The organism is Agaribacillus sp. DX54 (genome assembly GCF_056858335.1).
This window is the reverse complement of record NZ_JBXEQE010000015.1, coordinates 119,862-142,811: the sequence shown is the minus strand read 5'-3', so window position 1 is coordinate 142,811 and position 22,950 is coordinate 119,862. Positions and strand designations below refer to the sequence as shown.

12 protein-coding genes are annotated in these 22,950 nt (G+C 43.2%); 2 read left to right on the top strand and 10 right to left on the bottom strand.

Annotated elements, in window-relative coordinates:
• Window positions 1-11: 11 nt before the first annotated feature.
• The 10 genes from AC04NP_RS16910 to AC04NP_RS16865 form a co-directional block, all read right to left on the bottom strand.
• Complete coding sequence (locus AC04NP_RS16910) at window positions 12-1,301, bottom strand: glycoside hydrolase family 172 protein (protein ID WP_482861016.1); 1,290 nt, start codon at window positions 1,299-1,301, stop codon at window positions 12-14.
• 81 nt (window positions 1,302-1,382) lie between these two features.
• The gene (locus AC04NP_RS16905) at window positions 1,383-2,330 is read right to left on the bottom strand and encodes a DUF2961 domain-containing protein (protein ID WP_482861015.1); all 948 of its coding nucleotides are present in this window, start codon (window positions 2,328-2,330) and stop codon (window positions 1,383-1,385) included.
• 36 nt (window positions 2,331-2,366) lie between these two features.
• Window positions 2,367-2,690, bottom strand: a complete 324-nt coding sequence (locus AC04NP_RS16900) for a hypothetical protein (RefSeq protein WP_482861014.1) — start codon at window positions 2,688-2,690, stop codon at window positions 2,367-2,369.
• Window positions 2,691-3,004: 314 nt separating this feature from the next.
• Window positions 3,005-7,153, bottom strand: a complete 4,149-nt coding sequence (locus AC04NP_RS16895; protein WP_482861013.1) for a hybrid sensor histidine kinase/response regulator — start codon at window positions 7,151-7,153, stop codon at window positions 3,005-3,007.
• Between the two features lie 313 nt (window positions 7,154-7,466).
• Window positions 7,467-10,064 carry a fibronectin type III domain-containing protein gene (locus AC04NP_RS16890; protein WP_482861012.1) on the bottom strand — a complete coding sequence of 866 codons (2,598 nt, stop codon included), beginning with the start codon at window positions 10,062-10,064 and terminating at the stop codon, window positions 7,467-7,469.
• A 146-nt stretch (window positions 10,065-10,210) separates the two neighbouring features.
• Window positions 10,211-11,158 (bottom strand): BT_3987 domain-containing protein, encoded by a 948-nt coding sequence (locus AC04NP_RS16885; RefSeq protein WP_482861011.1) that lies wholly within the window; start codon window positions 11,156-11,158, stop codon window positions 10,211-10,213.
• 29 nt (window positions 11,159-11,187) lie between these two features.
• Complete coding sequence (locus AC04NP_RS16880; RefSeq protein ID WP_482861009.1) at window positions 11,188-12,951, bottom strand: RagB/SusD family nutrient uptake outer membrane protein; 1,764 nt, start codon at window positions 12,949-12,951, stop codon at window positions 11,188-11,190.
• 10 nt (window positions 12,952-12,961) lie between these two features.
• On the bottom strand, window positions 12,962-16,039 hold the full coding sequence (locus AC04NP_RS16875; protein ID WP_482861008.1) for a SusC/RagA family TonB-linked outer membrane protein: 3,078 nt from the start codon (window positions 16,037-16,039) through the stop codon (window positions 12,962-12,964).
• Window positions 16,039-17,877, bottom strand: coding sequence for a RagB/SusD family nutrient uptake outer membrane protein (locus tag AC04NP_RS16870; protein WP_482861007.1), 1,839 nt, complete (start codon window positions 17,875-17,877; stop codon window positions 16,039-16,041). Before AC04NP_RS16870 ends, AC04NP_RS16875 begins: the two co-directional genes overlap by 1 nt.
• 12 nt (window positions 17,878-17,889) lie before the next feature.
• Entirely contained in the window at window positions 17,890-21,132 is a 3,243-nt protein-coding gene (locus AC04NP_RS16865; protein ID WP_482861006.1) for a SusC/RagA family TonB-linked outer membrane protein, read from the bottom strand.
• A 404-nt stretch (window positions 21,133-21,536) separates the two neighbouring features.
• Between AC04NP_RS16865 and AC04NP_RS16860 the strand changes: the two genes are divergently transcribed.
• Together AC04NP_RS16860 and AC04NP_RS16855 are read left to right on the top strand one after the other, a co-directional pair.
• Complete coding sequence (locus AC04NP_RS16860) at window positions 21,537-21,791, top strand: hypothetical protein (protein ID WP_482861005.1); 255 nt, start codon at window positions 21,537-21,539, stop codon at window positions 21,789-21,791.
• Window positions 21,784-22,932, top strand: coding sequence for a hypothetical protein (locus AC04NP_RS16855; RefSeq protein ID WP_482861004.1), 1,149 nt, complete (start codon window positions 21,784-21,786; stop codon window positions 22,930-22,932). The genes AC04NP_RS16860 and AC04NP_RS16855 overlap by 8 nt, the downstream gene beginning before the upstream one ends.
• Window positions 22,933-22,950: the final 18 nt, after the last annotated feature.

The following is a 22,950-nucleotide window of genomic DNA, read 5'->3' as shown; positions in this document are numbered from 1 at the left end:
CAAAATTATTTTTACATTTCTCCAAGCCTTGTGTATACCTTCTCTACAATGTCTTTCATTCTGATATCCACAGCGGGTAGTACCGGAAGATTAGAAGAGGGTTTATCCAAATAGAAGTAGGCGGTGGCAGAGACGTCGTCGTCACGATAGAAGTTGGTAGAAACACCACCCGGAAATTCTTCGTCAGTCACTTTGGGTGGGTTTTCCATGTCAAGGTAGCGCTTGGCAGCATCGTATCCGTCATTTTCTACATATGACCATACAGGGGTTATGTCAGCACCTTCTTTATTCATTCTGATAATATTTCCTTTCTGTGAATTGCCTATTTGCTGGATAGTGACTTGGCAATCCCGGTGAAAATAAACGGGATCGTAGGTGTGGAAGCGATAGAACGTGTAGAGGTCATGTTCTTTGTTCGACACGGTACTTCCCTGAATTTTATTAATAAATTCTCCTTGTCCCCAGCCCGTCCCGATATAATCTTCCGTACCGGTGCCTACCAGGGTAGGAAATGTGTGGTCTCCATCGAGGTAGATCTTTACTTCCCCCTCACCAAACCACGTACCACGGTATTTTTCATTTCCGATCACGCCAATGTTGGTTCCCAGATAGCGTCCCCTTCCTTGCACTTTTGGCAGAATAGTATAATCTATCCCTTTTGTAGTAGCCGTATCCCGGTTCCAAAAAGTGTGGAAATACATGATATCATCTTCCAGTTGGAGTACTTTTACAAGGTTGATTTTGTAGTAGAACATCAAAAATTTTTCGGATTCATTGACAATTTCAACTTTTCCGGATTTGCGGAAAGGCATAGGCACAGAACAATTGAAAGAGCGACCTTCGGGCATGGAAAAAAATACGTTTTCAAAAGGGCGCATCAATCCCAGACCAATACCGAAAAAGTCTGTAAACGGTGCGGATACAGCGGGTTTGGCTTCACCATCCCAGTACATATGGATACTAACTTTTCTGCGGTTTTCCTGTGTCCACCCAAAAGAATTGGCTATCCAGATTTTAGTAATGACGCCTGGCCCTTGCTGATCGAAGATCACCAGGGTGTCGCCGGGGCCAATCATACTGAAGGCATCTCCTTTAGCTCCTTTGTTTGTCATTCCGCCTCGGCCCTTTTCTCCTTTCTTATTTTCTGAGCTTATCCAGCGGGTCTCAACGCCCGGAGGAGCGGCTTTATAGTATTTGTTGATATCATAAAGGGAAAAATTCTTATCTTCGGAAACGGGCGCGGTGCAACTTGTGGTGGTCATTAATCCCACCATGCTTAAAATGGTTATAAAATTCTTCATTTTTGTTGGGTCCAATAGGGGTTTAGTGAATAGATTGAAATATATTTTCGATAATCTCATGTAGCTTGGTTTTCGTATGGATTATTCACTTATTTTCAAATAGTCAAATCCTAACTGATCGGCCTTTGGGTTTTGCTTATTGGCGCCTTTGGCGATCATTAATACTGTGTTATTTCCTTTTTTGATAAAACCATTATCGACAGTGTATTTTTTCAGATTTAGCGAATCACTATACAAGTCCAGGTTTTCAAAAATGCGTTGGCCGTTTAAGTACATATCTACTGTGATATACTCCGGAGCATGAGTGAAAACGGCATCCAGTTTTCCTTTTCTATCTTTTTCAGAATAAAAAACAGTCTTCAGTGTATCTTCTTTTTTAATCCCTTTCCAATACAGGTGGTTCCGGGCACTCCACTCATACGAAAGGAAGGCCTGGGTAAGCGTTTCTCCTCCGGTTACTTCTTTTACTTCAAGGCTCTCTCCTTCAAACTTATCCGAATGTTTTACCGAAAGCTGCACTGCTTCCATGTTACCCATTACTTCGGCTTTGGCTTCTTTTGTGCCATACCAAAAGGTAGTAGGTGCATAATCCATCCGGGTATTTCCCCAATGCCATAGTTCTATGTCGAATTTGAGCGACCTTTCGAAAGGAATTACGTCCAATATCCTCCAGCGGCTATTGACACTTATACCCGGACTTCTATTACCATCTCCAATAGGCTGGGCAATGAAAGGAGAATCGTCCTTTTGGTAGGTTTTTACCCGTGTGCCCGCTTGGTATTTTCGATAGTTGATCTGGTAGTAAAGCACATCCTCTACTTCTTCTGTTGCTTGCTGGTAGGTTACTTTGCAATGTTTGGCAAAGGGTAAGGGAAAGTAGAGATTGTTTCCTGCGAAAATACCGCCATCTTCAAGAAATGCGGATACTCTTTTGGAAAGAGGTTCGCCTACATGTTCGTTGTATGCAATCAAGTCATCGATGCGGCCCTCGATCTGCGGGGTTTCGGAATGATCGAAATAAAACCGCAATGTGCCTTGGGAGAAATAATGTGCATGCCATGTACTCTAAAAACGTACGATGACGCCAGGCCCTTCCACATCCATAAGCGCCCGTTCTTTTCGACCATCGATGGTTTCTACGCCTATATATTGTTTGGCATCAGCATTGTCAAACCATCCGGGCCGGTCAGGGGAAACGGCCTTCCTGGAATAACTACTGGCCTGCAGGGTTTTAAAGGGATGTTTGTCTGCTTTTGCCAAGGCATCCCTATCCAGCATTTCCTGTAGCAAGGTTTCGGTGGTTATGTCATATTGCGCCGGGATACATGATACATTCAACGTTAGTATGAATAACGCTATACGTTTAAAACCAGTTTTTTTCAAGCTCATTGTATTTTTCACGTTTATTCAGTTAATAAGTAACCGATAATTAGCCCAACGCATAGAAAGGCTTTAGTAGTTCGGCCTCCGGTTTATGGGTACCATCATTGTATGAACAATCCAAAATTATTGACAGTAATAAAACTCACCATTTAATAAGCATAATTATCGTTGTAAAGCTCAACACATACACATTTTTGTTCAATGTTCAATTTGGCTGATTTTGTGTATATTTTATCTTCACATTCAATCAATCTGTCCTTGATATCCCTAGATGAGTTAAAAATTAGTCGAAAAATCATAAATTAAAAGAAACAAAAAAATCAAATGGATCTCATTGAAATAAGCACATCTCTTTTTTCATTGCTGTTTTCTTTTTGAAATACACTTGGCGTTACTCCATATTGTTTTTTAAAACAAACACCAAAATAACTGAGGTCATTAAAACCTGTTTGATACGCTACTTCTGATATGTGAATACTTTTGTCTTCCAGGAGCTGTGCTGCTTTTCTTAAACGGATGTTTCTGATAAATTCATTGGGAGTCAGATTCAACAGGCCCTTGATTTTTCTATACAACATGGAATTGCTCATTCCCAATTCATCACAGAGCACTTTTACAGTAAGTTCCGGGTCACTCAAATGATTTTCCACAATGGCTTTAGCTTTTGACAATACCTTTTCATCAAAGGAGGTAGTAACGATTTTATTTGGCTCGAGAAAAGCCCCGGTATTAAATTTCTTATGAATTTCGTTTCTTTTTTTCAATAAAGACTCTATACGAGAGAATAATACCTGCATATCCATAGGTTTGGTTAAGTAGGAATCTACCCCAGCTTCATATCCAATGGCCCGGCTATCATCACTGGCGTTGACTGTGACGATGATGAAAGGAATATGACTGGTATTCAAATCATTTTTAACAGCCTTGCAGAGCTGATAGCCATCCATTCCGGGAATCATTAAATCGGAAACAATTAAATCCACCTCATTTTCATTGGCTAAATCAAAAGCTTCTTTCCCATTTACCGCAGTAATGATATGATAATACTTTTCCAATTGAAGGGCCACAAGTGTTAGAAAATCTTCATTATCGTCAACAATGAGGATGATTTTCTTTTGACCCCGCGTGATCTTTGAGGTATCTTTTATTGGCATGTGGTCTTCTGAACCTCGGTAAGATAGTGTATCACCCGGAATCATTGGATTCGTTTCAGACAGGGTATTGCCACGGTGAGAAGATAGTGAGATGGGTAATTGTAAGGTAAAAACAGAGCCTCTGTCTGGCTCACTCTCTACCTTGATCGAACCTCCTTGTAAATTTACCATGTTTTTAGTCAGCGCCAATCCTATTCCAATACCCGTATCATTCCCACCCGATGTTCTATAGAACCGGTGGAATATATGCTTAAGATGCTCTTTGGGAATACCGCGGCCATTATCTTTGACTTTGATCATCATCCATCTTTCATCCGCTATCCATAGACTTTCAACTTCTAATGCAATAACTCCTCCTTTTTTGGTGTATTTAAATGCATTTGATAAAAGGTTATTCAGGCAAATGTCAAGTTTTTCTTTGTCCACAAATCCATCCCCGATTCCCGAAGTTTTCAATTGGAAAGCGATGTTTTTTTCCTCGGAAATCACCAGGTAGTTTTCATAACTTTCCCGGATAATATCATCCAGGTTATGCCTGCTCAGCAACAACTTCAAATTTCCTGCTTCAGCTTTTCTAAATTGCAGCATCTGTTTGATCTGATAATGGAGCTTATCTACATTCCGCCGGAACATACCGGGAAGTGTTTCACATTCCGGTATATCATATTTGGATAATTTTTCGGATAATATCAACAGTATGGAAAGGGGGGTTAGCAATTCATGCGACAGGTTGGTGAAAAACTGTAATTTAAACTGGTTTAGTTTTTCTGATTTGGTTCTTTCCAAATGCTCGATCTTAAGCTTTTGCCTGGCTTTCATTTGATTCCTGTACAGGATAAAAACCATTAAGATAACCCCGAGTATGGTCGTGATATACAAGGTATAAGCCCACCAGGTAAAATAAGGCGCAGTGGTCACCGTGATGGGTAACACGGCCATTTCACTATTCCATCTCCCCGTGGCGTTGGTACCCATCACCTTGAAGGTATATTGACCCGGTTCCAGATTCATATAGGTTGCGGTCCTTAAATCTGCGGAGACAATCTGCCAGCTATCCTCCAGACCTTCTAATTGATAAGCATAACGGGTTTCAGGGGAAGCCCTCATATCGAGCGCGGAAAAAGATATGGAGAACAGGTTGTCATCATATTTGATCACAAACGGATTCTTTTGGTGAAAAGATTGTGCATTAAATATCTTTTTGCCGGTTTTTAAATGGGTAAAAGCAATTTTTGGAATAAATACGTCTTCTTTTTCCAAAGATGCGGGGTTAAAAAGGTTGAACCCATTATGACCACCGACATATATATGGCCATTTTTATCGCGCACCATGGCTCCTTTGATAAATACATTGCCCTGCAAGCCATTGGCGGATGTGTATACGTCTATATTGTAATCTTCCTCCCCGGCACTCAGGCGTAATAATCCCTGATTGGAAGTTGCCCAAATATGGCCGCCATGGTCTTCGGTGATAGCATATATGATTTGGTCATCCATTCTGTCGATGGCTAAGGGAGCATGATATTTACCTGTAGATTCATGCCATATTTTCAGGCCTTTATTCAGGGAACCAATCCATAACCGGTCCTTACTATCAAAGAATAAACAGTTAATAGAAATGGGGGGCTGTCCCGTATTTTTTATAAGATACTCAAATCTTACGGAATCTTTTCCCTTCCTTACCGGGATAGCTGATTTTATCAGTTGTCCTTCAAATGTAGATACATATAGGTAACCCTGCCTGTCAAAAGCAATGGCGGAAATGGTTTGGCCTTCCAGTGAAACCGATGACCGGATCTCAGGATTATAGTATTTAACAGTATGGTTATTAAATCCACCGTGTTTGTGCAAAGTAACCCTGAATAAACCATTTTCCGTGACTGCCCATAGATAATTCGCGTCTTTTTTCACGGAAGTTATCTTCCTGGCATTTAGTTTTTTATTCCCTTTTCCCCGCAACAAACGGATGTATTTACCTTTTTCCGGATCAAACTTAATCAAACCTTTGTATCTTGTACCCATCCATAAGTTGGAATCCTGGTCCCAGGTAAAGTTATTTACTGTATTAATGTCCAGTTTTTCTAATGTCCTGTATGCGGGGATATCGGAATAGTGCACAAATTGCGCTTTATCGAAATCGTACCTGCCAAATCCCAGGCTTTTTACGCCTATTAACAGCCTGTTTTGACGATCAAACGAAAAGGAATAAACAGTTTGCGTCTTCTTTTGTCTATCGACCTCGGTAATAGCGTATGCATAAAACTTTTTTTTATGAATATCTGCTTTATTTACTCCGCCCCCGGTGGTACCCAACCATATGAGCCCTGTCCGGTCTCTCATCACAGATCGCACGACGCTATTCGTTAAAGATCCTTTGTTTTTTTCATAATTATGGATATGAATTTTCTCTGACAATGGGTTTTGTATGATACTCAAACCATGAGGAGACCCTACCCAAAGGCTGCCATAGTCATCATGTACCATGTTAAAAATAATATCGCCCAATATAGTATTATCCGTGTGGTTTTTCCTTTCCAGCCATTGTATAATCCTGGGTCGGTGCGGTATGGAAACGTCGACGGCATAGAGGCCATTATCCCAGGTACCCACCCACAAAATGTTATCAGTGTATTCATACAGGGAATTAATTACATTGTGCTTCCCGGTTTTATGGCTGAAGTTAAAAATCTTGAACCGGCTGAAAGAGGAATCCTGTTCATTGAATTTGGCTAATCCGGATCCCCAGGTGGCTACCCAAACGATATCCTGTTGTGATACCAGCACATCACGAATATTGGAATTCCCACCACCACTGTTAACAGAGCGAAAGTGAATGAGCGAATCAATCCTGGTATCATACAAAAACAGTCCTGTAAATCCCCCAAACCATATTCTTCCTTTTTTGTCCAGGTCTATGGCAAGTACCTGATCACTTACGGATTTTGCCTTGATTAATTCGGTAGGTTTGATGACATCTGTACTACCCGCTTTTTTGTCATATATAAGAACTCCGTTAGAAGTCGCAAACCACAATTTTCCGGCCTCATCTTCAGTGGCCTCATGAAACTTAACATTTTTAGAGGAAAACTTAACCAGTTTATCGAAATCTCTCACCTCATAACCATCGTAACGGTAGAGCCCCTCATTGGTACCGAACCATAGAAAATTATCACTATCCTGAAAAACCATATTGCATTCATCGGAGGGTAAATTTTCATTGGAGGTAATGGATGAAAACTGAAGTGACTGATAATCTTGAGAAACTACTTCTGGAAATGAAAAGAAGAGCATACTTACTAGTAAAAAATATCTCATAGTCCGGTTTTCATTGGTTTTTATGTTACCTGAAAGATACTAAGATTAATGATTTTTAGCTAATGCTGTAATCGCCAAATATGAGGCAAAAAATATCATGGTCTATGCCAGAACCCTACGCCCTTTTCAATTTCAACCGCGTGTTTCCAGGGGGACTATCAAATAAAACGAGGTTGTCTCAAAAGGGTAAACATATTCGGGTACCTTGAGAAAAATCCCCAATACAAAAAACCGAGGCCGTTCAAATTACTTTTGAGACGGCCTCGTCTTATCCGGCCAGGGTCAAAGAAAAAAATCCCCTGAACCATCGGCCTTATCTTTTTATTTTAATATAAGGGGGCAGGGAATAGACCATCTTATTTTTCATTTCCACAAAAGCCTTTAACGCGTAGCTCCGGTTTTCCTTAAGCATGACATAGGGTATCTCAACTTTAAACCTATTGGCTCCTACCATTTCGGCCGTCACCTTACTTTCTTCCACGTTCAAATAAGAAATGTCTGCATAAGTTATCCCGGCCTTTAAATTTTTATGGCGTTTCACATTTTCCGCAACAACGTATATTAAAAATTTGTCTTCTTTTTTTTCCACTTTTTCAACGGATACAAACGCAGCTTCATCCCGGTGAATAACTGTAGCGATGTTGGGATAAAAATCTGCTTCCCCTGCATCGGAGTAGGCTATAACCGTATAGAAGTTCTTCCCGTCCCGGGAAGTAGTGTCGATGTAGCTATTTCCGGTAATCCCGGTGGCCAACACTTCAAAATCATGGGGTGCATTGCCTCTGAGTATCTTAAAGTAAACGGGCAGTGGTATGGTATCCTGCCTGATCCACTGAAGCACGATATCTCCTGCGGCATTTTCTCTGGCAGAGATATTTCTTGCCGGTAAGGGAATGTACTTATAACAGGTAACTGTTTTGGCCTCCGAAGGTTTCCCCTTTCCGAGACCATTGTATGCGATTACGCTTACCTCGTAGGGCTGGTCAAAAGTAAGTCCGGCGAGCCTGTAGCCAAATACACTTTTTGCGTCTTCAACTTTGTTCACGCTTCCATCTAAGGATCTTAAATGCACCTCATAACCGGAAGCGTTTTCCACACTTTGCCAAAAGACGGTCACCGTAGTATCTCTCCTGCTTACCTTGAAAATTTGTGGTCTCTCCGGAAGGTCAGTGGTCAGCTTTACCTGGTTGGAAGGAGCACTCTCGCCGAATTGGTTACAGGCCATAATTTGAAAGTAATAAGTTCGTTTCCCGGCCAGGCCTGTTAGCTCATGGGCGGTAGCTGTAGCTGGTAAAACAACGGATTTTTCAAGCTTATCCGGGCTTTTACCGTATATCAGCCGGTATCCCGTGAGATGTTCACCCGGCCACCACTTCAGGCTTACTCCCCTGGCCGTGACTTTACTGTCGTAGATTCTGGTGGCCAGGGGAGTAACCGGGCGTTGATTTTTCCAGTCGATCAGGGTGACACTATGAGGAAAAATTTTCAACGGTTCTCTTTTTTTAATCATTTCATTTGTCCTTTTCACATCTCTATTTTTAGCTTCTTTAGACCAGATGTAAGACTTCCGGTATGCGGCATTCAGGGGCTTTCCATCAATAAACAGCTCATAATCATGATATTCTCCCGAACGATTGGTAATGGCCAGGTAATCCCTGCCATTGGTTCCCCGGAAGGCTCTGGCATATACGGCGGGTTCCCTGTTGTCTTTCAATCCAGGCACTTCGGCGGTGTTGGTTACCAAGGTCTCGTAGGTGAAATCGGTGTAATTAAGCGCTTCATGAAGGAGTTGAAGTGCTTTTCCTTCATCGGATGGCTTCACACCTGTACGAATATTATTTGTATTGATCTTTTTTCCCTGTTTAAAAGCATCGAGGATCACCTGATTTTTTTTCTCTTTTGGGTGAAACTTGTTGCTAATCTCATGAGCGCCGATGAGAAAAGTATTTTTATGTTGTAGTTGGCGTAATATATACTCGGCATTATAAATCGCAGCAATAATACCAGTGACAGGCCGGTTCCACACACCGAATTCAGTAATCAACATAGGGATATCCTGCCTGGTATAGTACTCTATGTCTTGCATAGCTTTGGGAGAGGTAGCCTCAATCACCTTGGTATTCACCCGTCTGCAGGCCTGGTCAAAGGATTCAACGCCACCCACATGAGGCGCATAAGAGTGTTTGGAAAATACGTTCCAATAGGCCCCCTTTTCTTCCTGATAGCGATGGATCTCCTTCATAAACCCCCAGATACCGTCCCAGGTAAAGTTTAAAGCCAGCTTTGCCCCGGGGAAGACTTTACGGATCTCATCTGCATGGGGTTTCATTTTTACGGCATAGTCATACCCGTCGTTCCACCAGTAGCGATTCCGCCCCGGCACATAAAAATAAGGCTCATTACAAAACTGCCAAACTTCCACTTCCATTTGGTTATGCTTAACAAAACGGGCCAGCGCAGCAGTCATTTCCGGGGTTTCTGTAAAACCATTCACGGTGATCACCAACTTTCCACGTACCTCCCCGAGGACCTGGTAAAGGTCCGAAATTCTGTGAGGGCCTTTCACCTGAGTAAACCGGTGCCCGGTGAAGTACTGTTTTTGATGATCCATCATATAGATATAGTCGATATTATACAAACCGGTAGCCGCAGAAAAAGCATCACCCATGGTACCGGAAAAATACCGGAGCCATCCGGGGCGTAGCTGGCGAACGGCTTCCTGAAAATCCGGATGTGTATAGTTCCATACCTTGTCGGCGATACGAACATTAAAGCCGCTGACACCCGTTACCAGGGCATGCCCTTTGTCAGAAATAATCCTGATTTCCCCTTTCAAAGCTTTGTTTCCCTGTGCACAGCAAGCCTGGCATAGTATTGCCCACAGTATGCTCAAAAAATATATTCTCTTCATATACTATTTCTCATGATTTTCATCCGATACAAACATTTAATCGATGAATACACAAAATGGAGTGACATTTGATGATCGATAAGCGTCCCCTGTTTAAATAAGGTCTCACAATTATGATGTGGGATGTTTTCTGTTCATATCCCGCTTTATTTAGACCATTCTTCGAATCTCAGATCCAGTTCCGGTGACTGGCGTTGAATTAAGGTGTCTGTTACTTTGTACCTGGTGCCTCCGTTTACATATTCATAATTTAAATAAAAAGTGTTTTCCCCGGCGTCAAATACGCCGCTTCCTTCAATTTCAGCCACATCATTTCCGGGTACACTTTCCACAGAAACCGTATTGTCACCATTTACCCATAGTTTCAGGTGGTAAGTGGCATTGTTTGAAGAGGTTAATGTTCCTATACCTGAAGTTGTGACGGAATCGACACCCAATGTGGTAAATGTCCAGGTTTGATTCTTTACCAGATCCCTGTTGGTATATGCTTGTTCAGCTACTACCTGATCATTGACATCAAGTTCCTGTTCCACTCCTTTGTGGTAGTAAATACCATGCAGGGGGCTGATGTATTTTACGACCAAAACAGTATAATTTTTAGCAGCTATCTGCTCATTACCACTTTGATCGAAACGTCCGGATAGAATGGAATCGGCCGAGGTTTCTTTAATCACCAAGGGCAGCGCATAGGTATTGGCTGTAGCCAGTGCATCGCTGGTAAAGGCATCTTTATCCAGTGTGACGGTGATATCTCCGATGAACTTCCCCGGAGGTATCACCATAGTGGAAGTATTACTCAGCGAATAATAGTCGGCTGGTAAGGGTGTAAAAGTCTGCCTCCCTACAACACTTTCCTCCTGCAATAAAAGCGGATCGATTTCAAAGGTGGCAAATTCTTCGGCTTTATTACTGCGCTTACCCGCTAAAGCCACCCCTACTTTGAAAGACATCTCATCATCTGCTACGATGGTTCTCAGGGGTCTTTGAGTAGCAAAGTAGACCGCTGTAAATTCGTGATCATTCACAAATTCGTCGTACCCTTCGCAGGCTGCGAAAGCCACTGAAAGCAGGCAGATTAAGGTATATATTTTCATGGTGTTCATTTCATTCATCTTTTTAAATGTTACCAGCCCAGATTATTTTCCATATTGGGGCTTTTCATCAATTCATCATAGGGAAGGGGCAGGTAATAATCACGGATGTTATCAAAATTCCGTTCCTCGACATCCATGGAAGAATACTGAAAATTATCATCGATGTCTTTCGCTATTTCCACTCCTCTTACGGTTTCATTGAGCGGAAGGACCCATCTCCTCATGTCGAAAAACCGGTGATTTTCAAAAGCGAGTTCAAGCCGTCTTTCATTTTGTATCAATATCCTGAAAGCATCTTTACCCTGTGCTGCTACTTCATCCACATAGGTATTGTCATTGATGCCGGCGGCATTTCGGATAGATTTGATAATATCGGCCGCGGACTGGCCGATGTCCGGGCCCACACCCTCGGGTCCGTACGCCTCATTGGCAGCTTCTGCCAGGTTTAGATAGCTTTCCGTTTTCCTGAAAAGCACGTGATAGTGATGGTCATTACCAGGGTTTTCAGGATTGAGGAGCCCACTACGCACTGAAAGCCACTTTCTCAGGTAATAGCCGGTACGGGTGGCCTCCTGGTGACCTGTTCGGGAGTCTTTACCTCCGGTAAATGTTTCGATAGCTTTCCCATTCAGGGTGCTCCCATTGTAAAAAACCGTGAGATCCAGCCTGCTATCACGCCCCTGGTAAGGGTTTTCAGGATCATAACCTGACCTGACATCGGAAATAGGAAATCCATTCTGCGTGGGAAAGGCATCCACAAGGTTTTGCGAGGGCCCTGTAAAAGCATCACCATATTCAAGAGGAGGATAATGCCGCAGTTCCATGCCGCGGCTATTAAAGTACTTCCTCCAGATAAATTCATCAGGGGTATTGTTACTGTTAAAATGGTTGGTGCTCAGGCTTTGAAAGGCTCCGATATTATCTACAGCTTCCTGGGCCAATGTTGCTGCCCTTTCCCATTTTTCCCGGTACTTTACAGCATCATTGACGAAAAACTGCCCTATACCGGTAATCTGGGTAACCTCGTCGGGTTGGTACGCCGGACTGGCGGCGTATAATGACACACGGGATTTTAAGGCGTAAGCCGCCTGCTGACTTGCCCTGCCTATCTGGACATTGCCCACCACAAGGTCGGCTCCTTTATATGTCAGCGGGAGGTAGTTGATCGCAGTATCGCAATCTGCCAGAATCTGCAGCGCACATGTTTCATAGGTATCTCTCCGGACTGCTTCCAGATCCCTGGCTTCTTCTTCACCGGGTGTTTTGGTGATGATGGGGTATCCCAGTGCTGAACCTGAATTGGTTTTGCCACCAAATTCATGCAGTAATTTAAAGCCCCACCAGGCGCGTAAAAAATAAGCTTCCCCTTTGAGCCTGACCTTGGTTAAAGAATCTGTTTCAGGCTTTTCCAGGTTGTAATTTACATGGTCGCCCAGGCCATGGTCCAAAAACAGATGAATATTTCTGAATTGGCTATAAGCCACATCCCAATTTCCTATGGGATTTGACCAGGGACTGATGCCACCGGTAGCCGCATCATAGATGGAAGTATTAAAAGCATTCGTAACCGCGTTGTCTGTAGCTACATCAAGAAAATTGTTGTTGTAGCTATCGAACTGACCGGGAATGGCAGCATAAGCATTCATCAGGATGCCCTCGATTCTCTCCGGAAGGGTGTAAGCGAATTCTTCAGTGTAAGTAACATCGATCCGGGGATCTAACTGATCCTCACATGACCAAAGTGAAATCCCCAGCAATAAAGTAAAGTATTTCAAATATGTCTTTTTCATCATCTTTAAAAGGTTAAAAGCCTACCGAAACACCACCGGTAATGGTTCTGAAAACCGGGTAGTTCAACACCCCTGCATTGGGCACTTCGGGATCCAGATCATCGAATTTCGACCATACGAAAAGGTTTGTTCCGCGGACAAAAATTCTGATGGATTTAGCGATCCACGCGCCATGGGTAAGTGTATAACTCAACGCTACATTTTTCAATCTGAAAAATGAAGCATCCTCCAGCCAAAAGGTGGAATTTCTGAAATTATTGCGTCCGTCTGTCGTAGTTAATGCAGGGTATTTACCTTCCGGGTTGTTTACCGGGTGGTAACGGTTGTTGGCCAGCACTGAATATTTACCCTCGCCGGTATTCCAGTAATAATTGTTGTTTTGATACCTGTCGACCCCCAGTTCTGAAGTTCCTAATACAAAAAGGCCAAATCGTTTATAGCTCAGATTTAACTGTACCCCTAATGTAGTTCTGGGAAAGCTGTTACCAATGCTCTTTTGGTCCCGCGGGTCTACGAGGCCATCATCATTCAGATCTTCGTAGGCAATGTAACCCGGGCCATACTTTCCGAAGAGTTGTCCCGGGGCATTTAAAACCTGGTCTGCACTTCTAAACAATCCTGCATCGACCAAACCAAACATTTCGTCGGAGGACTTGCCGGTTCGTCGTAAGGCTTCGTCCTCATGGTGGATCTCGTCTGTTACTTCTACTTTGTTTTTTGAATAGATAAAGTTAACACCTAACTGGTAGTGAAAATCGCCGGAAGTATTCGACCAGGTAATAGTACCTTCAAGTCCCTGGTTGGATGTTTCCCCGAGGTTTTCAGGCCTGATCAGTCCGCCGGCAAGTGTGGAATAAGTATTACCGGGAAAGACGATGATATCTGACCGGTATTCATTGAAGTAGTTTAGCTCAAATTGCAACTGATTCCCAAATACCAACCCTTCCAATCCTACATTCACCTCTCTCGATTGCTCCCAACCCAGGTCGGGGTTACCAAAAATGACAAATGCTGTCCTGGGCTGTCCTGTTTGATTTCGTACCCCGAACCGGACAGTACCCTGATTGACAAAACGATTTTCATAAAGATAATAACCGATGTCTCCTTCATGCCCCAGGATACCATAGCTGGCTTTCAATTTGAGAAATGTCAGATTTTTACTACCGGCCAAAAAACCTTCTTCCGAAAGCACCCAGGCCGCTCCCACCGCCGGAAAAAATTGATACCGGTTATCTTTTTCAAACCGGTTACTACCCATGTAGGCCATGGTTCCCTCCAAATAGATCTTATCACGCAGACCATACGTCAGGCGAAGTACAGTATTGGTATTTTCAATATCCTGCAAGCGTGTATCATTTTCATTCCTGAAATAAAAATGGGAAAGATCGGCTGTCAGCACATGGTCACCGAATACTTTTGAGTAGGATAGATTGGATATCCATCCCGTATTCCGGCTGATATTATCCTGCTGGCGAAATTGCTGATTCTGAATTACACGCTTTCGCAAATTAAAATATACAGTGGTGTCCGCTCCCGTATTTGTGGTTGTATGAAAAGGGGCGTAGGTAATGGGGGTCAGCACCTGCCCGTTCTGGAGATATTGGTAGTTGTCGAAAGTGAAGGTACTGCGCACTGACAATCCTTGCACAAACGCTCCTAAATCCAAATCCAAACCCAGGGCTGTCTGACCGAAAAAGTAGTTGTGTTCCCTAAATCCTCCATAACGCAAATCTCCGTACAGATTATTGGTATGACGGAAGCTGCCGCCCAATGGAGGCACTACCTCCTCACCGACTTCCGTAGCGATTCCCTCAAAATCCGGATCGTTAATGAGCAATGGGTATTCATTGGGACGGTGGGTTCCTATTGCTGTGAAAACCTGGTCCTGGTTCAGTTTTCCCCATTTCCGGGTTTCAATGATGGCATTCCCTTGTACAATCGCTTTCAACGAGGGGCTAATTCCGATATTCAGGTTTCCGCGTATGTTCACCCGGTCTTCCACGGGTGTGCTTATATTTTCCACGCCTTCTATTCCTGTGTAGCCTAACATAAGCGCATATTGTGTTTCACTTGTACCCCCTGAGTATTCGAGTGTAGCCTTTCTAAAAGGCGTAGAAGGTCGCAGAAAATAATCATTGTAATCCACATCGGGATAACGCAGGTCATTTACACCGGAACTTTCCCTGTAACCGGCCAGGTCCTGCTCGGAATAAAAGCGTGCCAAACCATCATTTTCCCTGGCTTCATTATACAAGGCAGCATAATCGGCACTGTTCAGATAATCTGGCATCCTTGTCGACATACTGGTTCCGTACTGAGCTGTTGCCCTGATGATTTTCGTATTGGGTTTTCCTCTTTTGGTAGTGATCATTAAGACGCCATTGGCCGCACGGGGTCCATAAAGGATCTTGGCCGTGGCATCTTTTAACACCGCTACCGTTTCCACTTCTTCCGGGTTGATAAAACCGATGGGGCGTTCGATTCCATCCACTACAGTAATGATTTGATCATTATCACCTCTTGACAATCCCCTGAGAAACAATGAAGCGACATTGTTTCCCAATCCACTGGTATTGTTGCGTACGATAAGTCCCATGATTCTGCCCTGCAGTGTATTTTGAAATACTGCCTCAGGATAAGTAGCCAGTTCTTCACCGGTAACCGAAGTTATGGCGCCCACCAAACTTCGTTGCCGGGTCGACAATCCAGCGGGCAGTTGCACCTCATCCTTGTGCGTGGCAAAGATTAATGCTTTGCTCAGGGATAAGGTTTCCGGAATGCGCTCTTTTTTTAAATCGATGACTAGTTTTTTATAACCTTTTGCTTCAATAATCAAAGTCGAATTGGCTTTTGCTTCAATTGAGAATTCTCCCTCACTGTTGGTAAGTGTCTGTATAACACCTTCCCAGGAAGTGATCGACACATTGCGGATAGGGTTACCGGCTTCGTCGACAACCTTTGCTTTTACATGGATCACTTCCACCTTTGCATTCTTTTTCTGACCATAGGTGGTTCCGGTCCGGAACATAGAGATTGTGGCTACCGCCAACAAACCAAAAATTATCTTTTTTATATAGGATATAGCCTTCATTACCAACCGGGATTTTGTGCGAAATTAAGTAAGTTCTGTACATCATCTGCGGGTACAGGGTACCAATGGTGCCTGCGATCAAATACCCTGATTTCCGTTGACAGCGTGACCACCTCGTAAGTAAAATTCAGGGAACTCTTATCAGCCACTCCCCTGTGACCTGCCGGGGGAATCGCCCGGATTCCCCGGATGGGTTGGTTCAACACTTCTTCGGCGATCATCCATCTCCTGAGATCATGCCACCGGTGATTTTCGAACATCAGTTCGACAGCGCGCTCATTTCTAATGTGTTCACGAAACGCTTCTTTGCTTGCAGTAAACTCAGAAAGCACATCCGGCATACCGACCCTGTTCCTGATAACATTAATGGCTTCCACCGCAGTCATTGATAATCCGTCTCCGGTACCATTCGGACCATATGCTTCATTCATAGCTTCTGCATAATCCAGGTATATCTGGGCAACCCTTATGTAAATAGTATTAAGCCTGAAAGCACCATACAATCGCCGGCCGGCGTCGGCTCCTTCCCACCAGAATTTTTTACATACATAACCGGTTGCTTCCCGGTTTCTGGTGTTATTATTGTTCACGACGTTGTTCCAATCCCTGCCTCCTACATACATTTCCATATAGATAACCGCACCGCCCTGGCCGGTGCTCCATGGTTGCCCCGGTACAATCACATTGTTATAAAACCTCGGATCCCTGTTATCATAAGGATTCTGTGGATCATACCCTGATTCCGGGTGGTCAATGGGATATGCCAGCCCGTTATTGATCACTTCAAATTTATCTACCATGTTTTGTGTAGGACCGGTAAATGATGCCGCATCGTTACCGGTGCCTGCGGCATATCGCTGCGGAATATAATTTACCCGGAGGCCACGTGTCTGATCCCTGGAACCTGCATCCATATTATACCATAATGATTCATCACTGGCAAACACAAATTCGTGATAAAAGATGTTTTGGTATTCCGAGCCATCCATTAACCTGAAGGGTGCACCACCTGCATTACCCGCAATATAATCGAGCACCTCCTGTGCATATCGGGCCGCTACTTTGCATCTTTCGATATCATAATCCCTGACCTCTACCGAACTTAGGCCATTCTGCATCAGGGGACTGGCATCATATAAAGCCGCCATTGACTTCACTGCCAGGGCTGCACCTTTGGTAGCCCTGCCGTATTCCAGATCGTTCCATACGTGAGGCAGGTATTTAAAGGCGGAGTCCATATTAGCCACTACAAATTCATGAGACACGTGATAAGGTAATCTTTCAAAGTCCAGATTTTCATCAGAGCTGTAGGTCCGATCAAATATCGGCATCCCTCCCATCCGCATAATGATTTGAAAGTAGTACCACCCCCGGAAAAAATAAGCTTGTCCCAACAATTGTTCCTGTTGCTCTTTGGATAAAAATTCGGTTTCAGCCACCCTTTCCAGGATATTGTTGGTAATTCTTAAAGCATAAAATGCGTTATCCGGAACCGATCCGTTAAAACCTCCGGTTCTGTTGCTATCCCATCCGATTTCGCCAATGCCGGGTCTGTCGAACCATGCACCTGTGTTAATAATGGTATTGAGTGGTCCGATAAAGAGTGTTCCTGCTTCGTCGGATAACGCATTCACATTGGTACGTGACAAATTTTGTGAGTTCCATGAATGTATGTCCAATAAGGCCCTGTAGCAATTATCGAGATAACCACGGATCGATTCAAAATTTGAAAAAACTTCTTCTTCTGTGATTCCCTGCTCCGGAGTTTTATCCAGGTAATCCTCACAACTGGTCATCACCAGCCAAAGCATGATGAGTAATACTTGATTGATTTTCATAATGGATACTGCTTAAAATGACATCCTGAATCCTGCATTATATCTTCTGACCACCGGATAAACGCTGGTGCCGTTGGTCTCAGGATCAATTCTGGGATCTAGTTTGGTGAAGGTCAGCAGATTGTTCCCGTTCACATATAGCTGGAGTTTCTTGATACCCAGGTTCTCGAGCCTGGCCAGTTTGATCCGGTAACTCAATTCTGCATTCTTGAGCCTTATATAAGTGCCGTCTACATAAGAATAGGTACTATTCGTAAAGTTGTGGGCCGTATTGGCGATATGCAATGACGGCTTCTTTGCTCCTTCCGGATTATTGACGGTCCATCTACTGGTAACATCCGTCTGGGCCATGATAAAATTGTTTGGAAAGTCCCAAAGGATCAGGTCGGGAATTTCAAAGGATACATCCGTAACACCATAAAGCAGGGCATTAAAATCAAGATTTTTCCAACTAAAGCCCACATTCAGTCCGCAGGTAGTTTGTGGACGAAGCGCATGTTCCATGGGCACCGCATCAAGGTTGTCCGTAATTCCGTCTGCATTGTAATCCACATAAAGAAAATCTCCGGGCACCAAAGCAGCAGGTGCTATGCCCTGGTTAGGCGTGGTATAATTATAGATGTCATCCAGGGAGTTATAATATCCCCCGTTGATGTGTCTTCTTTGGTAACGCAGCGGTTTACTTTCATCCTTGAGGTAGTCCGCCTGTCGTGCAGGATCATCCGCAAAAACAATTCTGGTATCGAACCAGGAAAAATTTCCCCTGATATAATACCGGAAGTTCGCCCCAATGCGGTCATTCCACCCCAACTCTATTTCGAAGCCTTTGTATTTTTCTTCCCTGATATTGGCTTCGGGTGAGGTGTTGCCAAACCATCGGGGTACCGATTTTCTGGTGATCAGAATACCATCTTCTTCTGTTCTAAAGAAATCTATCGATCCGGAAATTTTATCGATTAAATCAAAGTCAATGCCCAGGTTTTGTGTGGTGCTCGTCGACCAGGTAGCATTAATATTAGCGGCTTTACCTTCATTAAACAAAGGTCCGATATTGGTTGCGCTGTTCAATCCCAATCGGATATTTCCTCCCCTGGTAAATTGCTGAAGGTAAATAAACCGCTGGTTGCCATCATCACCGGACTGGCCGTATGAATAACGAACTTTCAAAAGATTGAGGAAACTACCGGTAAACTGTCTAACCCACTTTTCTTCCGATATCACCCAACCGGCAGATACCGAAGGAAAGTATCCATACCTTTCACCCGGGGCAAACCGCTCTGAACCGGAGGCAGCCCCATTGAATTCAAACAAATACCTGTTATCATAGGCATAGGTGACCCTGGCTACATATTCTTCCCTTAAAAAGGGGAAACTGATGTTATTTGAATTGGACCTTCTTGCGTATCTTAGCCTGTTTAACCGGTTCCAAAGTATTAATCCGGTGAATGCATGTTTGCCGAAAGTACGCTTGTACCGTGCAGATAATTCATAATACAGTCTCCGGTTGTAAGCAAAAATATTGTCATAATTAGCGGTCAAAGGTCCCTCCTGGGTAACCTCGTCTGGCCAGCGTATAGCAGATAGCAGGGGATAACCTCCTGTTTCCAAGGGGCGGGTAACGTCATAATCTCTAAAGTTCCGGATGACATTAATGTTTGCAAAGCCTCCCCCGATACCAGTCCTCAAAATAAAGGATTCATAATTGGAACCGGAAGAAAAAGAGACCAGCGCCTTTACTGACAAGCCTTTTGTGATAAAATCAAGTTTCTGTTTGAGAATGGCATCATACAGGCCTTCATAGTATTTGTATATTCTCTGACCTCCTTCGTTAAGATTCATGAACATGTTATGCTCACCTGACTGGGAATCTCCATACGTGCCATCTTCATAACGCAGCGGAAACAGGTTCTTCGGGGCCTGAAACATCCGGTTAAAAAACTGGGGTTCACCAAAAGAGGGTCTTCCAAGGTTATCGAGTCCTTCTCCTCCCCCATCGATGCGATACCCGGGCTGGTTGCGATACCTGAAATTACCGGCAAGGTTGAGCGAAAACTCGGTGGTACCGGTGATTTTAAAATCAAGGTTAGACCGCCAGTTATACCGTTCCAGGCGAAAAGAAGGATCGAACTGATCATTTTCCTCCGTATTGTATATGTCTCCATCATTTACATATCCGAGGGAAACAAAATATTTTACAAATTTGGTTCCTCCTCTCATATTCAGGTTATATCGCTGCTGATAGCCCACCTCTGCAATTAATTCATCCCACCATTCAACCTGGGGAAAATATTGATTATAAGGGCCTGCCCGGTCTATGTTTTCTCTCCAGGCCTGTATTTCTGCCTCCGGAATCACCTGGTCCCACAGGTTATCATTGGCAGCGGCTTCATTAAACATTTCCATGGCTGTGATGTAATCGGCATTCTCTTGGGTAATCGTAGGCCGCTTAAATCCAAAATTTACGGAAAAATTGATTGTAGGCTTCCCAATCTCACCTCTTTTCGTAGTAACCAATATAACCCCGTTGCCACCTCTCACACCATACACCGCTGTAGCAGACGCATCTTTCAAAACCGACACGGTTTGAATTTCATTAGGATCTATGTCGTTAAAATCACGCACTACGCCATCTACCAAAACCAAAGGAGCATCTTCAGCACCCCGGATAAAAATATCAGCAGCGTCAGAGCCTGGCTTCCCATTCGTATTAATGGCTGTAACACCGGGTAAAAGCCCCTGAAGAGACTCGGATATTGTATTCACAGCACCTACCCTGAGTAGATCCTCGCCTTTTGTTTGTACAATGGCCCCCACCACACTCGCCTTTTTTTGTTCGCCATATCCTACTACTACCACCTCTCCCAGGCTGATAATGTCAGGTAATAAATTAATATCGATCACGGTGCGGCTTCCATCTACTTCGACCTCTATCGTTTCATAACCGACAAAACTGAAGGAGAGCGTGTCGCCCACCTGAACGCTCAGGTTATATTGTCCCCCGATATCTGTTATTGTACCGATGGTAGTGCCCTTTACCAGTATGCTTACCCCTGGAAGGGTTTCACCAAACTCATCCGTTACAACCCCATTAATCGTCACTGTTTTTAGTGTATCACCATCGTTTGAAAAACCGGACATTTCATCCGCCGGGCCATTGCTTCCGTACGCCCATCCAGGGATGACAATGAAAAACAGTAAGTTAAACAGTAAGAATTGTAGTAACTCCCACTTTCTTAATAGTAGTTTTATTTTCATACAATTGTCATAGATTTGCTGAATTTAAAATAGTAAAGCAGTGTGCTGATTTGATATGCTTTAGTATGGCTTATTTATTTGTTTTTATTCATAGTTGCCTATTTATGTCGATGATTTATACAGGCTAAACTTAAGAATAGCCTGTGCAAATCATTATGACATTTCATTCGAAGATTCTGATTTATTATGCAATGGGTATTGATAGCCTTTATTCCATAACTTTGACCCGGGTATGTTTATAGTGTATAAAAGCGCAGACTTTACAGTCCGCTGAAAGATTTCTTTATACTATTTGCTTACAAATTGTAATAAATTGTACAAATACTGTGATCAAAGTGAGATTAAATCTTTGGATTTGTTGGATAGATTCCCCTGTTTGCATCATCTGACAAATAAATGATCCTATGGAACTTGAAACAATTATTCAAATATTAGAAGAGATTATTGCTCATGCCAAAGGATGGCGAGAACCTGAAATCTTGGACCCGAACACTGCGTTAGGAGACGATGGGCTTGGGTTTACAACGACAGGTCTCATATTGTTAGCTAACAAAATCAATGATAGGTTTAAACGGATGGTAATAACGGACGAAAAAATCATTGAAATGGGAAATTTTGAAGAACTCTGTCTCCACATCAATGCTGAAATCAATGATTAAAAAATTAATATTTGTTCTCACGGGTTTAATATTTGGCATATGCTCTCATGTCGATGGCCAAATAGATATTAACAAGTATGACTATTCTAAAAATCAAAAAATCGAATTACAGGAATTGCGTGTGCTTATTCTGCATATCCGGGGAATACCCATTTCCTCTATTGATAAGATTACTGTTGATGGCCGCATTGATTCAACCGAGTTGGCGATGGCGCAAGCGCTGACCGTGCAATATGAGCGATGTATTGAATCAAAATTAAATAAAGGGGCACCCTATGAGTTTTCGGAAATAGAGGACATTGTCAACCAACAAAACTTTTGCCGGGGTCCTGACAATAAATCGAAAGAACTTAGCCTGCCTTTTGGTCTCCTGCTTCGGGAGACGCATGAAGAATATACAATTGTTAATAAGGTTGGGTCGTTTAAAAAGGCCAAAGCCGCTAGTTTTTCCTACGCACGCAATTTTGACGATGATGTGAATGTATGGGCGGCTAAAGGGGCGCTTATCAAACCATTTGTCCTGGGTAAAAATTTTGGTTTTATACCTAGTGTCGTATTTAACAGACTATCTTCCAAAAGGGACACTACGGATGAGGAAGCCAATTCTTTAGTGTTTAGGGGTGGGTTAAACCGTACACTAAATCTAAAATCAGCAGTCTTAAACCTAAGAGGATTTGTGTCACTGGCCACTGATTTTGACCTCGAATCCGATGTTAGAGCGTTAGAATTTCAAGTGGAGCCGATATTTTTGAAATACATGGGGGTATACACTCGATTGTTTAAGGGGTTGGAAGCCAGAGGGAGGATATTTATCCATTACGAGTTGGGAAAGGTGGAAAGCGTCGGAGACAAGGAATTAGATGAAGACGATGAATTTTATCGCATAGGGCCTAAACTCGATCTGTCTCTCAGGACGGAATCATCATTGGGTTCTGCGGGGCCGGTCTTAGTAAATATCAAGTGGGAACGTCTTTACGACATAAATGATACAAATGATTTAGAATTGTTTACCGGTAAGATCGCGGTTGATCTGGATGCAGAAGATCACTTAAAGTTTCAGGTTGAATATTCCAAGGGAAGAATCCTGCTGACACAGGAAAAAATTAACAATTTGACCATTGGTCTGGGTATAAAGTTTTAAGGAAATGCCCCAAATCAT

Coding starts and splice junctions, on each gene's coding strand:
- AC04NP_RS16875 (WP_482861008.1), bottom strand. CDS start 16,039: ATGAAGGCTATATCCTATATAAAAAAGATAATTTTTGGTTTGTTGGCG.
- AC04NP_RS16870 (WP_482861007.1), bottom strand. CDS start 17,877: ATGAAAATCAATCAAGTATTACTCATCATGCTTTGGCTGGTGATGACC.
- AC04NP_RS16885 (WP_482861011.1), bottom strand. CDS start 11,158: ATGAAAATATATACCTTAATCTGCCTGCTTTCAGTGGCTTTCGCAGCC.
- AC04NP_RS16855 (WP_482861004.1), top strand. CDS start 21,784: ATGATTAAAAAATTAATATTTGTTCTCACGGGTTTAATATTTGGCATA.
- AC04NP_RS16895 (WP_482861013.1), bottom strand. CDS start 7,153: ATGAGATATTTTTTACTAGTAAGTATGCTCTTCTTTTCATTTCCAGAA.
- AC04NP_RS16865 (WP_482861006.1), bottom strand. CDS start 21,132: ATGAAAATAAAACTACTATTAAGAAAGTGGGAGTTACTACAATTCTTA.
- AC04NP_RS16880 (WP_482861009.1), bottom strand. CDS start 12,951: ATGATGAAAAAGACATATTTGAAATACTTTACTTTATTGCTGGGGATT.
- AC04NP_RS16860 (WP_482861005.1), top strand. CDS start 21,537: ATGGAACTTGAAACAATTATTCAAATATTAGAAGAGATTATTGCTCAT.
- AC04NP_RS16910 (WP_482861016.1), bottom strand. CDS start 1,301: ATGAAGAATTTTATAACCATTTTAAGCATGGTGGGATTAATGACCACC.
- AC04NP_RS16890 (WP_482861012.1), bottom strand. CDS start 10,064: ATGAAGAGAATATATTTTTTGAGCATACTGTGGGCAATACTATGCCAG.
- AC04NP_RS16900 (WP_482861014.1), bottom strand. CDS start 2,690: ATGAGCTTGAAAAAAACTGGTTTTAAACGTATAGCGTTATTCATACTA.